This window comes from Candidatus Thermoplasmatota archaeon (assembly GCA_035540375.1).
Classification (GTDB): domain Archaea; phylum Thermoplasmatota; class SW-10-69-26; order JACQPN01; family JAJPHT01; genus DATLGO01.
Window position 1 is genome coordinate 1 of the sequence record DATLGO010000079.1, and the last position, 12,653, is coordinate 12,653.

At 64.5% G+C, this 12,653-nt stretch carries 12 protein-coding genes; 4 read left to right on the forward strand and 8 right to left on the reverse strand.

What is annotated here, in order from left to right:
• Positions 1-509, forward strand: a 509-nt coding sequence (locus tag VM889_09435) for an HIT family protein (GenBank protein HVL48765.1), incomplete at its 5' end; no start/stop codon positions are given.
• Here VM889_09435 and VM889_09440 read toward each other — a convergent pair.
• A complete protein-coding gene (locus VM889_09440; protein ID HVL48766.1) occupies positions 485-1,459 on the reverse strand; it encodes an HNH endonuclease domain-containing protein in 975 nt (324 codons plus the stop codon). The genes VM889_09435 and VM889_09440 overlap by 25 nt on opposite strands.
• A gap of 104 nt (positions 1,460-1,563) precedes the next feature.
• On the opposite strand from VM889_09440, the gene VM889_09445 reads away from it, so the two are divergent.
• Positions 1,564-3,000, forward strand: a complete 1,437-nt coding sequence (locus VM889_09445) for an MBL fold metallo-hydrolase (protein HVL48767.1) — start codon at positions 1,564-1,566, stop codon at positions 2,998-3,000.
• Positions 3,001-3,057: 57 nt separating this feature from the next.
• On the opposite strand, the gene VM889_09450 is transcribed toward VM889_09445, so the two are convergent.
• The 6 genes from VM889_09450 to VM889_09475 all read right to left on the reverse strand — a co-directional run bounded on the left by VM889_09450 (position 3,058) and on the right by VM889_09475 (position 10,886).
• The gene (locus VM889_09450) at positions 3,058-5,721 is read right to left on the reverse strand and encodes a UvrD-helicase domain-containing protein (protein HVL48768.1); all 2,664 of its coding nucleotides are present in this window, start codon (positions 5,719-5,721) and stop codon (positions 3,058-3,060) included.
• Between the two features lie 88 nt (positions 5,722-5,809).
• Positions 5,810-8,071, reverse strand: a complete 2,262-nt coding sequence (locus VM889_09455) for an AAA domain-containing protein (GenBank protein HVL48769.1) — start codon at positions 8,069-8,071, stop codon at positions 5,810-5,812.
• Between the two features lie 557 nt (positions 8,072-8,628).
• A complete protein-coding gene (locus VM889_09460; protein HVL48770.1) occupies positions 8,629-9,027 on the reverse strand; it encodes a hypothetical protein in 399 nt (132 codons plus the stop codon).
• Entirely contained in the window at positions 9,018-9,899 is an 882-nt protein-coding gene (locus tag VM889_09465) for a hypothetical protein (GenBank protein HVL48771.1), read from the reverse strand. Before VM889_09465 ends, VM889_09460 begins: the two co-directional genes overlap by 10 nt.
• Before the next feature lie 143 nt (positions 9,900-10,042).
• Positions 10,043-10,585: a DUF99 family protein gene (locus tag VM889_09470; GenBank protein HVL48772.1), complete on the reverse strand. Its 543-nt coding sequence runs from the start codon at positions 10,583-10,585 to the stop codon at positions 10,043-10,045.
• Between the two features lie 10 nt (positions 10,586-10,595).
• Positions 10,596-10,886, reverse strand: a complete 291-nt coding sequence (locus VM889_09475) for a 4a-hydroxytetrahydrobiopterin dehydratase (GenBank protein ID HVL48773.1) — start codon at positions 10,884-10,886, stop codon at positions 10,596-10,598.
• An 85-nt stretch (positions 10,887-10,971) separates the two neighbouring features.
• On the opposite strand from VM889_09475, the gene VM889_09480 reads away from it, so the two are divergent.
• A complete protein-coding gene (locus tag VM889_09480) occupies positions 10,972-11,412 on the forward strand; it encodes a GNAT family N-acetyltransferase (protein HVL48774.1) in 441 nt (146 codons plus the stop codon).
• Positions 11,413-11,449: 37 nt separating this feature from the next.
• Positions 11,450-11,800 carry a DUF2200 domain-containing protein gene (locus VM889_09485; protein ID HVL48775.1) on the forward strand — a complete coding sequence of 117 codons (351 nt, stop codon included), beginning with the start codon at positions 11,450-11,452 and terminating at the stop codon, positions 11,798-11,800.
• A gap of 16 nt (positions 11,801-11,816) precedes the next feature.
• Here the strand turns inward: VM889_09485 and VM889_09490 are convergent, their stop codons facing one another.
• Positions 11,817-12,446 (reverse strand): hypothetical protein, encoded by a 630-nt coding sequence (locus VM889_09490; GenBank protein ID HVL48776.1) that lies wholly within the window; start codon positions 12,444-12,446, stop codon positions 11,817-11,819.
• Positions 12,447-12,653: the final 207 nt, after the last annotated feature.

Consider the following 12,653-nt stretch of genomic DNA (forward strand, 5'->3'; position numbering starts at 1 on the left):
GGGTGAGCACGCGGCCAATTCGCGCCCCTGAGTTGCGACCTTGTTCACCGGATCGGTATTTAGAGGGCGCGCGGACTTCGGGTTATGTGGATCACCCGGGTTCGCCGCGCGGCGAGGAAGCGTGCCCCTTCTGCACGAATCTCGACAGCGTATTCGAGGTCGGCTCGATCCGCGCCATCTATGATCGCTTCCCAGTGAATCCGGGTCATCTCCTTCTCGTCACGCGTCGGCACGTCGCCACGTGGTGGGATCTCTCCACCAGCGAGGAGAAGGACTTGCTCGAAGCCATCCGGCGAGCGCGCAACGTCCTGGGAGCGAAGTGGAATCCGGATGCCTACAACATCGGGCACAACGCGGGGCTGGCGGCCGGCCAGACCGTGCCGCATTTCCACGTCCACGTGATCCCGCGTTATACAGGGGACGTCCCGGACCCTCGAGGCGGGGTGCGGCACGTCATCCCAGCGAAAGGGAATTACCTCACGAGTCACCCAGAACGCGACCGAACGTAGGCAGCGTACTCCTGGAGCATCGTCATCGAGTCATCACGCCCGCCTGTCCAGATGCGTGGGCTCATCTTCAGACAGCGCGCGTAGGCTGCGAGCATCGTCTTCGATCGCCTTTCTCCGGTATTGCCGAGCGCGTCGATGAGGCTGTTGCGGAGCGGATTCATGCTCCGAATCAGCGCCTCGTTCCGCGAGACCAATCGATCGATCATCGGCCGCGTCGGCAGTTGGTCGCTCTTGTTCCCGTTGCAGACGTCGTCGGCGAGCACGAGGTTCCAAAGCTCGTTGTGCCCCACGAGGGCGTGCGGCAGGACGTGGTCGACGTGGATGCGATCGAGTTCGCCGCCGCAGTAGAAGCATCGATCACGCTGGTAGGGACTCAGCGCCGGAATGAGGTGCGTGAGCGATACACGCCCCTGGCGAGTCTCGATGCTTCCCAAGAGCTCGTTCGCGGTCACGGCCTCCGGGTTCGCCGCGGTGAAGGCGTGTTCCAGCAGGTCCCAACGACTCAGCGCTTCCCGCCGCAGCATCTCGGCCTCCCCATCCACGAGACCCAGGAGACGAGGCGTAAGCAACAGCACGTTGCCGTCCTCCGGGTCCTCGAAGAAGCGGGGCGCTTGGACGCCACGGTCCAGGTTGTGGAACTTCTGAAGGACCATGTTCCTTAGCGCCTCTTCGCGCACGAGGTCGAGGCTCGCGTTGGCATCCTGCTGGAGGATGTTGCGCTCGACCACGGTCCACCGGCCCGCGATCGGCTGCTGGGGGCGGCCGCGGGCGACCCGGTCGCGATAGGCGTCCCGGAATCCGGCGGCGAGATCCGAAAGCGGGATCCGGTCGAGCCCCGCGTTCGCATGCCGCAGGAGCTCCGACGCGAGCGCGAGCTTGTAGGTCGAGGAATTCCGCCCGAGCTGGACGATCCATTGCCATGCGACCTTGTCCGGCTCCCTGTTCGCCAACGGGGTTTGACTTGTGCGGTAGGTCATCTACTCTTTCGTCGCCGTCAGCGCAACAGGCGAGGCCGGCCGCGACCCACAAATACCCCGGCCCCCTTGGAACGGCCGTGCCCCGCCTCCGCCGCGCGTCCGCGGTCGTCCTCGCGCGCCGCGACCCGCTCGAAGTGTACCTCGTGCGACGGTCCCCCGAGCAGAAGTTCTTCCCCGACTACTGGGCGTTCCCGGGCGGGACCCTCGACGAGGGGGAGGACTTCGCCCAGGCCGCGCTGCGGGAGATGGTCGAGGAGACGGGCGTCTGGCTCGCGTCCTCCGTGCCGGCCGCGCTGGACCGGGAGAAGGCGCGCGGCGCGCTGTTGGCGGGCGACGCGGAGGGGTTCGCGGCGATGCTCGCGGGCGCGGGGGGCTCGCTCGCGGCCGGGCGGCTCGTGCCGGCCGCGCGGCTCGTGACGCCCGAGTTCTCGCCGGCGCGCTACGACACGCAGTTCTACGCCGCTTGGCTCCCGCCGGGCGAGATGCCCTCTATCGTGCCGGGGGAGCTCGTGGACGGCGCGTGGTTCGCGCCCGCCGAGGCGCTCGCGCGGTGGGCTCGGCACGAGATGCTGATCGCGCCGCCCGCCATCGCCATCCTGACCGCGCTCGCGGAGCACGGGCTCGAGGAAGCGGCCGCTCGGATGCGGGCCGAGGACGGGAAGCCGCACCACGAGCGCTTCCGCGTGTGGTTCCACCCGGGGATTCATGTGCTGCCGCTGCGGACGCCGACGTTGGCTCCCGCGACGACGACCAACTTCGTGTGCATCGGGCGCGAGCGGGTGCTGCTCGTCGACCCGGGATGCGGCGATCGCGAAGGGCTCGCGGTGCTCGAAGCGTACGTCCGCGGGATTCTTGACGAGGGGTCGGCCGTCGAAGGGATCGTGCTGACGCACCACCACCCGGACCACGTGGCCGGGGTACCGTTCCTGAAGGAGCGGTTCGGGTTCCCCGTGATGGCGCATGCGGAGACGGCGAAGCGCGTGTCCTTCCCGGTGGATCGACGGCTCGGGGATGGCGACATCCTCGAGTTGGGGCGCGACGAGAACGTGGGCAAGAACTGGCGCATTCGCGTGCTCCACACGGCGGGGCACACGAAGGGATCGATCTCGCTCCTGGACAACCGGTTCGGTGCCATGGTCGTCGGTGACCTCGCGTCTTCCGTGAGCACGATCGTGGTGGACCCGGCGGATGGCGGGGACATGGGGGCCTACATGAGGTCTCTTTCTCGTCTTGCCGACCTAAGTCCGTCGATCGTGATCCCGGGACATGGGCCTGCCGTGGCTGGGGCGCGGTTGCTGACGGGGACGCTCGAGCACCGGCGCGGCCGGGAGGCGAAGGTCGTGGAGGCGCTCAAGGCCGGGGCGGCGACGGTGGAGGAGATGCTGCCGCTGGTGTACTCGGATGTGGATGCTTCCGTCTGGGGGTTGGCTGCGCGTTCGCTGGAGGCGCATCTGAGGAAGCTAGAGCATGAGGGGAGGGTGAGGGAGGGGCGTTCGCGATGGACCCTCGCGTGACCTGTGTCGCTTCCACCGCCGGCACCGGATTGCGACGTCGTTCACCGGCCAGTCGATTCAATCTTCCACACGGCGCACGCGCAATGGGCGAGAACCAGCCTTTTCGTCCCCTGCCATCGCATCCACAGTCTCCATCACCTTTGTCTGGCCATCAATCTCAAACTGAGGCTGGCCCTGGTATTCGGTCACGAGGAGATTGGTGAAGGCATATTTCCTCCCGGCCTCCACTGTCGCCGGAAAATTTGTGGCCCAGGACGCGAAACGCACACTCTCTCGGCCGTTGTTCAGTAGGCCCGTCTGATGCATGCGTGTTTCAGCTTGTCGTGGAGTGAGTGAATAGATCCGATCCACACGAAGGGTGCCAGAAACTCGTTGGCCCGCTTCAAGCGAATCCGTCTTCACGATCTGATCGGCCTCCACCCCTTCGATCTCATCGATGAACCGCGACCGGCGGCCGTCTCGGACGACCAGATGGAGGCGTTGCATGGCACGGGTGAGAGCGACGTAGAACAGGCGTCGCTCTTCGGCGAGCGGATCTTCACCGCCCAATCGTACCGGTGCCAGCACGTCCGGATCTTCGACTTGAGGCGGGAACCCGTATAGGTCCTCACTCGCGTCGAGGACAATCACCACGGCCGCTTCCGTACCCTTCGATTTGTGCGCGCTCTGCAATCGAACTCCCTTTGGCCCGTCTACGGGAACTCGTTGACGGCGGAGCATCGGTCGAAGGTGGTCGAACGGCCAATTCACACGGGAGATGAGCAGGATCTCGTGCGGGTCATCCACCCGTTTTAATTCCGCGACGACCAATTCGACCACTTTGGCGAGGAGCTCTTCCAGCGCAGCTGCGACAATGTGGATCGTGGCTTCGGCCTCTGACTTGTTTGCCGCGTGCAGCTTCTTCTTGATCTGCCGGGTATTGTGGGCGATGACTGATTTTCCGGCCTCGACGATTAATTCGGGTGAGCGGTAGTTGGTCGTGAGGAATGTCGTCGTCGCTGGCCCAAAGTGATTCTCGAAGTCGACGATATACCCAATGTCGCCTCCGGAGAATGCAAAAATCCCTTGATAATCATCTCCGACGGCGAAGAGCTTCGTGTTCTCATTCACAAGGGCTTGGATCAGACGCGCCTTGTCAGGAGACACGTCTTGGAATTCATCTACAAGGACTTGGTCAAATGTGAATAGCTCGCCGACCTTATCTGATTCGAGAGCCTCGGCGGCCTCGTAGAGCATATCGCTGAAATCAATTGCATCGTCTTTCGAAAGGAGCCCTTCGTATCGACGCAAGATCTCTGTCGCGCATTCACCAAAGGCGATGACGCGAGGCGTGTGTCCGATCAGTCTAATGGGTACATCGGCGGAAGAGAGTTGCAGGGCTCGGGCGTTCGTCACGAAGGCCCCGAACATCTTTGCGAGGTCGGCGTCTATGCGTTTAAATTCACGAATCTGCTCAGAAAGGGTCTTCAGGTCAATCGGATTCCCGACGATTCCAGCGTCCTCGAGTTCCTCCTGAAGTGAATCTTCGAGGATTCCATCTTTCCGCTGGTGATCGTAAGTCTCGATGAGCCGGTACCCTTTTTCCTCGAAGACGCGTCGTGCCCAAACCATCTTTTCTCGGTATTGCTCAGTCGTCTGGTTGAACCAGGCGGGCACCTCCCCATCCTCGTCGATTCCCCAATGCTCGATGTAGGCATTGTGGTCTACGAGATAGAAGTCGGGCCTGTACGGGCCCTTCCCCTGTGTTCGTGGCGCCCAGCGTGCGATATCCTCATGCACATACCGGATACCGTTCAAGAAAAGGTGATCGGCAATGATCCGTTCTCCGAGGGACCGGACTCGTTCTCCGTTCAGCGTGCGGTAGAGTTGATCCGGTGGTTGGGAGGGGACGTCCTCACGATGGGAACGGAAATAATTCGCCAGCACCCGAAGATAGAGCTTCTCGAAGTGCAGGTCCTTCCCGGATTTCGCATTCTCAATCGAGCGGCGAATGAGATCCTTGAGCTTCTCCTCGTCGATGACGGCTGGGACATAGCCTCGCGCCTCTGCTACAATCTGCCTCCCGAGCGCATGCAGAGTCGAAGCGTGCGTCCCATCGATGCCTCTGGCCTTTAAGCGCTCCTGAATCTCGCCCGCTGCTTCGCGGGTGTAACTCACGGCGAGGATCCGACTGGGCTCGACCCGGGCGACTCGCTTCGTGAGGTACTCCATGCGCGCGATGAGCACACGAGTTTTTCCTGCACCGGCGCCCGCGATGACGAGGTTGCGCTCGTCGTCGCGCAGGACGGCTTCGACCTGCTCGTCATTCAGTCCATGATCGATCCTCAGGAGCGCCTCGTGCCGCTTGAGTTCGATCTGAATGTGTTCCGTGTTGAATTCAGAGAGTCGCTTGCGAAGTATTACCTCGTGAGCGGTTGCCGCCTCAAGGCGTCCGCGCAAGTCCGCGGGGAGTCGACGCGGAATTCGCGTTGATGCGGATGATAGGTCCTTCCGAGCGGCATCCAGCTGGCTTGCCAGCTCTTTCTCCAACCGCTGGGTCATGTAGCGTGATGCTTCGCGAGTTTTTTTAATCGTAGCTGAGACCGATGAGAGAGTTATCTCGGCTCGAGGCACAGCCGCTGCGATTTCTTCGATTCTACGGCGTTCAACCAATCGAAACAAGGCATAGATTGCGAGAATGGTCGCGACGATGATTGCGACTTCGAGGGCGCCAAGGGTCAATTTGCGTCACCTTCAGGCGAAGGTCGAACAGAATCTCGTATCCACTGGAGTCCGTCGCAGGATTGGCTAGACCTCCGCGAAGGTGCTGTCATAGGCCGACCTCGTGAAGCTGCTTTTGAATTCTAGCAACCTCGACGGTCAAGCCAGGGCTCATCGATGGTTCGCGCTTGAGCGCAGCGTCAAGCCCGTTCTTCTTGGCCATGAGGATTAGGCGGCGTCGTGTTGGGTCCTGGGAGGCTTCGAACACTTGCTTGATGCTGAGGATGGCGTTTTTCACGTCTCGATTCTCATCCTCGGGGGCCGTCGGTCTTTTGAGGAGCTCATCGTACAGTGCCGACACGTTCGTTCCCGGAGCGACTTGTGTCACAATCTGCCAAAGCTTCTGATGGCAAGTGTTCTTGTCGTGGCGTTTTTCGAAAGCCGATGCCAACATTCGGGCATGTTCGGCCGTGAATGTAAGCCGGTCGATGAGATCTGACAGGCTCGTCAGACGGGTCAGAGGCGCGGCATCCCCAGTTCGGATGGCGACGTCCGCTTCGTTAACCCATGTAGGATCAAGCGAAATCATCGCCTCGATCTTTTGAATCCGTGGCCACTTCTGCAGTGACCAATAGGATGGATTGTTAGCCGGGCCCGTTGCGAAGGATTTCGACCCTATGATGATTGTGAGATGACGCGCACGGGTCAGACTGACATTGAGGCGATTTGGGCTATCGTGACTTTTCTGCGGCTCGGTCGTGGTGAAGTCGTAGATAATGACGTCCTTCTCGCGACCCTGGAACGCATCAACGGTGCTGGATTCGATGCGGTACCCTCCTTCCAGGTGTCGGTGTGCGAGTCGGCGGAACACAGCGGTCTGGAGCCGATAGGGGGCGATGTAACCTAATTGATTTAATTCAAGTCCTTGAGGGCACAAATCTCGAACGATATGCAGCGCGAGAGCGACATGGCGCGCGTTGCCATACGAAGCAGAAGCAGCACCCGGAAGCCAGCGGGGAAGGTGCTGATTCCTTTCCAGTTTCGTAGTATCGATCCATGCAACCGTCTGCTCCAATTGAACGCCGAAAAGCTTCGCATCGACGGTGCCTTCGGTATCGTGGTCGACAAGGCGGTCCTGATAGAGTACGTGATTCGACCACGCCATGATTCCTGGAAGGCTTCTGTATTGAACTCGCAGAGTGACGACGAGGTCGGGCCTTTTCAGCGCAATCTGTTCGAAAGAACTGCGTGAGAAGCCCGGCCGCGAGGCGTAGGTCGGATCCTTGATGATGGGGGGGAGTTGCATATGGTCCCCGACAAGAATCAGTTTGTGCCCGGCAGCCCGGGCGATGAGGGTCGACGGAAGGAGGTTCATGCTTGCCTCGTCGACGATGACGAAATCGAATGGAGTGTACTCACCTGCGGTCAGGTGCTTCATTCGGCCCGCGAGGCTCGAGAGCGTCATGCCGACAAGGGGGTGCTCAGCAAGAATCGCATCGAGGGGCCCTTCCCCTTCCGTCCTTTCCAATTCTTCGCGAGAGCGATAGTAGGGCTCCATGGCGTCGCTGATCTTGGCAGCCGTTCCAAGTCGCACCAGTTCGTCCTTGAGGTGCGGTGCAAGTCCGATTGCGCGCTCGAGCGCGTTATCGATGGCCACGTGAGTGTGCGCCGTTACGAGGACCGTTTGATTCGATTCTCTCAGGAGGCGGATCAAGTGGGCAATCACGGTCGTCTTGCCTGTTCCTGGAGGTCCTTGAATGAGCGCGACTCCCTGTTGTGCAACGCGGCGAGCATGGCAGACGGCACGGACCTGTTCCTCGTTCAAGTCGTCTAAGCCATGAACCTCATCGACCTCCGGAGGGGTGATCGACAGCAAGTCGGTAGGGTCGAGGAAGCCATCTGCATCACTTGTATGCGTGCAGACGGCCTCGAAGGCCTGAAGGAGTGTTCGGGCCAGGTCAAGGCTCTTAACTCTTCGAACCTCTAACTCGGTTGCCTCAATAATGTTCTCGGGAAACAATTCCGTTGACAGGGTGAGGCGACTCCCCGAGAAGGCGGTCACAAACCCCAGCTTAATGATCGATCCAAACTTGATCTCGCAGTTCTCTCCAATGTCGATGTTGAAATACTGATTCGATTGAACCTCGAGTTCAAGCCGCGCCTTGATCCGAGTCTCTCTCGCGTAGTCCAGCGCGCGGACTTTGAACCATCGTATTTTCTTGTCTTCGGCAGCGGCCGCTTCAATTTCCTTCGTCAGGTAATCGCGATATACCTCAATGGGCGGAATTTGCAAGGGCAGCCCTGTGAGCAGCTGGGCGTCGCCACAGACCCTACAGATCGCCATTTGTCGACCGTCCGCAAGCAAGGACATGCGGGACGGTCGCGTGCAGCATGACTGGAGTGCGCTCATGAGGAGCCCCCTGAAGCACCCGGGGCTATCCACGCACAGAATCGCCTCGAGAGGTCATGTTGAGTGACGGTCCCGATGCACGAGGTAAGCGCCGAGTATGCCGTGAGAAACTTGGATGGATATAGATTTGATGTTGATTTACGAGGCTAATTTATTTCGTGCCCCGGCCCTGGGAATCACGAGTCTATTGGAGGGCGGGCCTGACCCCCCGTCCCCCACCCGCGCTATCATGCCGCCAACCTCATCGCCTCCGGCCGATGCCCGAGCACAGTGTACTGCGCCACACCCGCGGAACATTCTCCCCGGATAGCTCGGCCCCCGTCCAAGTCAACGGACCTTCGGCGGTCTTAAAAAGAGAAAACCTCGAGAGCCCTGTCCCTCGTCTGCCACCCTCGACGTGCCGTTCCCTCGCCTCGCGCGTCGATTCCAGGGGCTGCTTGTTAAGCGAGCCCTTCGGCGCGCCCGCCGCAATCACGACCGACGCGCCGCAGCGCGGCCGTTCACGCTTAACGCGCCCCCTACCCCCCGCACCCGACACGCTCGAACGCGGGCGCCTCCGCGAGCCACGGCTCGTACGCGAGGTTCGCCCCGTACGGCGCGTACCGGTTCCCGTCGCCCGTTCCGGCGCCGCTCGGCCCGCTCGGGTGGCCCCACCAGTTGCCGACGGCGGAGCCGTGGTGGGCGCGGAGGGCGAGCCACGCGTTCGCGCCTTCGAAGCGGTTGCCGACCGCCGTCGCGTTGGCGGCGGAGATCGTGGCGCCGCCCCACGAGGCATCGCCGAAGCGGTTGTCTTCGAGCCGGAGGGTCCCGGTGAGGACGACGCGCGAGAAGGGGGTGTCGGGCACGGGTTCGACATGGTGGAGCTGGATGCGCGCGTGCCAGACGTTGTCCTGGAAGTCGTTGCCCTTCACGAGCACGGAGGTCGCGCCCTGGACCTCGAGCGCGGGGTCGCCCGAGGACGCGAAGCGGTTGCCGCAGAAGGCGAGCGCGCCGTGCGCGCTCGTGGATTCGGAGGACCACGCGTAGAATTGTCCGCCGTCGATGAACGCGTTGTTTCCACGACGAGCTTGTCGACGCCTCGGCCGAGCGTGAGGTCGGCGCCGCGGAACTCGCTGCCCCGGAACGCGACGTCCGTCGAGCGCGCGACCGTGACCGTCCCGGCGTCCCAGTTCGGATACGCGGACGGGCCGAACCGCGCGCCCGCCACCGCGACGCCGGACGAGTCCTGGATGAGGAGGTTGCGCCAGCCGAGCGATTCGGTGTGGAGGCCCGCGAGCGTCACGTCGGCGCTGTTCAGGACGCGGTTCGCGTCGCCGAAGAAGCGGGGGTCCGGGCCGCCGCGGTGGGAGAACCCGTCGACCGCGACGTCTCGCGAATCGAGGATCGTGAGGCCGATCTCGAAGTGGTGCACGCGAACGTCCTCGAGGACGACGTTGCGGGCGCCTTCGATGCGGACGGCCTCGTAGAAAGGGCACTCGACCTGGCAGGCCGGGCCGAGGATCTCGACGTCCTTCACGAGGACATGCGCGCTCGTGCCCATGAGGACGATGCCGAGCGCGCCCGTGAGCGCCGTTGGCTGCGCGATCGTCCAGTGCGCGATCACGAAGGGGTCGGCCTCCGTGCCGGACCCGGACCGCACGCCCGACCCAGGCAGGAGGAAGCCCGCGTCGCCGACGATGACGATCGGCGGATGGGCCCGCGTGTGGGTTTCCGGAGCGGGCGTCGCGCTCGCGCCCGCGAGGGTGAGAAGCGCGAGGACGACGATGACGCCGACCTTGGCTGCGTGCATGTAAGAGCCTCCGCGATCCGGTCAGGGGTGGGCGGTGATTAAGCCTTTTTGGGGGCGGCGTATGGGCTTCCGTGGGCGGGATCGTAACGCCCTTCCCGCGGCCGCGCGCGACGCGCGGGGGATGGCGTCGCCGGTCGGATCGGTCACGCTCGCGCCACGAGGCCGGCCAATCTCAAGGCCTCCGGCCGGTAGCCGAGCACGGTGTATTGGGCGAGCGTCCGCGGAACGTCGTCGGCGGATATCCCGGCGCCGGTCCAGGCCAGCGGGCCCTCCGCCGTCTCGAGCAGCGAGAATCGGCATCGCTCGAGCGCCTCCCACGGGCGCCGCCATTCCCCGACGTGCCTTTCCATCGCCGCGCGCATGGCCTCGAGATCGGGCACCCCGGCGGAGACCGCGAGCACGGGCACCCCCAGGCGGCGATGCAGCGCCTCGACGTCCACCACGTTGAACCCCCCGTACGTGACGCCGTCGAGGAACACGAGCCGGACCTCGTGCCCGAAACGGGACGAGAGCAAGGCGTCCGCGAGGCGCTCGGTCGCGTCGGTCCCGTCCACCGCGACCGAGGTGCGGAACATGCCTTCGACGTACCAGGCCCCGCGGGTCACCACGGCCGCGACCGGGGCCCGCGCGTCGCCGAAGGAGAACGGCCCGTCGTCGAACCCCACCACGCGCGCTTCCGCCTTCACGCGCGCCTCCTCATGGAGGCGAAGGGAGTCGGTCGATGGCTTCCGCCAACCCCGTGTCCCATTCCGTGATGGCCTCCTCGGAATGCGTCCACAGCCGCAGCGTGACGCGGTTGTAGTGGATCTCGAAGTCGGGATGGTGCTCCCATTCCTCGGCGAGGGCTCCGACGCGGTTCACGAACGCGAGCGCCGCCGCGAAGTCCTTGAACGTGAAGTCGCGCGCGATGGCCCCGTCCTCCTCGCGCCATCGCGGCAATCGGGCGAGGGCGGACGCGAGCTCCTTCGGCGAAAGCGCCTGGACCATGCGTTCCAAGACGACCCGCGGGTGGAAAAACCCCTTCGCCCTCCGCCCGCAACCATGGTATACCAGCACGCCCTTGGCCGGAATCATGTCCGCCCGGGAGCCCGTGATCCGCGCGTTGCGCTACGAGGACGTGAAGGCCATCGCCGCGATCGACGAGGCGAACACGAAGCACGCCGCGGAGCGCAAGGACATGGACCTGTGGCGCCTCATCGGCGAGTCCACGACGTCCTTCGGCGCGGAGGCCGATGGGAAGCTCGTGGGGTTCATTCTCGCGGACGTGCGCCCGTGGGAGTTCGGCGCGCGCGACCCGGTCGGGTGGATCATCGCGGTCGGGGTGGACCCCGCGTTCAAGGGGCACAAGCTCGGGCGCCGGATGGCGGAGCGCGTGATCGAGGAGTTCCGCCGCCTCGGCGTCGAGCACATGAGCACGCTCGTCGAGCCCGGGTCGGAGCTCGTGCGCTACTTCGATAGCCTCGGCTTCAAGCCCGGGCCGCGCCTCGTGCTCGAGCGCAGGGTAAGGTTGTGATCTCGGGCGGTCAGCCTGCGATCCGGGGAAGCCCGATATGAGCGAGCACCGCATCTTCTCGATGTCCTTCGCCGAGGTTTATCCTCTCTACGTGGCGAAGGCGGAGCGCAAGGGCCGCACGAAGGCCGAGGTCGACGCGATCATCGCGTGGCTCACGGGCTACGACGCGAAGGGCCTCGCGGCGTGCCTCAAGGACGAGCGCGACTTCCGGACCTTCTTCGCCAAGGCCCCGGCGATGAACCCGAAGGCCTCGCTCATCACGGGGGTCGTGTGCGGCGTCCGCGTGGAGGAGATCGAGGATCCCCTCATGCGGAAGATCCGCTGGCTGGACAAGCTCGTCGACGAGCTCGCCCGGGGGAAGGCCCTCGAGAAGATCCTGCGGGGCTAGCCCGCCGCCCTCCGCTTCACGCGAGTCCCGCGATCTCCGCCGCGCCCTCGATGCGGAGGACGTTGCCGTCGGCGTCGACGAGCACGTCGCGCGGCGGGGCGTTCCCTTCGCGCAGGCGCCAGCGCGTCGCCTTGAGGCGACCGGTCGGCGCGTCGATCGCGGCGGGGCCGAGGTTCGACCAATGCCGCGCGACGCGGGCGGGCTCGAGCGTCACGGGCGCGAGCACGACCGTCTCGACGGCGCGCTCCTCCCCGGGAGCGAGGCCGAGGCGGCGGAGCGTCGCGCCCGCCAGGAGGGGCGTCGGGCCGTCGAGCTCCGCGCCGGCGAGGTCGAGCGCGACGCGCGATTCGCCTTCGCGGTCCGTGACGTGCACGCGCCAGGGCGCAGCGGCGGTCGCGCCGGGGCGGCCTTCCCACGCGCGCACGCGCCGGCCGTCGGCCTCGACCTCGAAGGCGAGCGCGCGCCACGCGCCGTCCGCGCCGAGCGTGAGCGTCACGCGCGTCTCGTGCGGGAAGGGTTTCGCGCGGCGCGCCGTCGAGCGCCACGTCGAGAGGTCGCGCCCGTGCGCAACCTCCCAGGATTCCTCGCCGACGGCGTCGCCCTTGCCCTCGTAGAGGAGCCATGCGCCGCCCTTGAGCCGCGTCATGCCGGCGCGAGCGCGCGGGCGGCACAAGAAGCTTCGGGACCGGGTCCGGGCTTGACCCGGTCACGCGCGCGCCGCGTCAGCATGCTCGCGAAGCGTCCATGGGGAGTCATGCCACACGCGGACGTCTTCCCGATGATCGAGAGCGAATTCCCCGGCCGCCCGAGCGAGCCCCCCGGGCGCGCCCGGGAGAACCCGTTCCACGCGTAG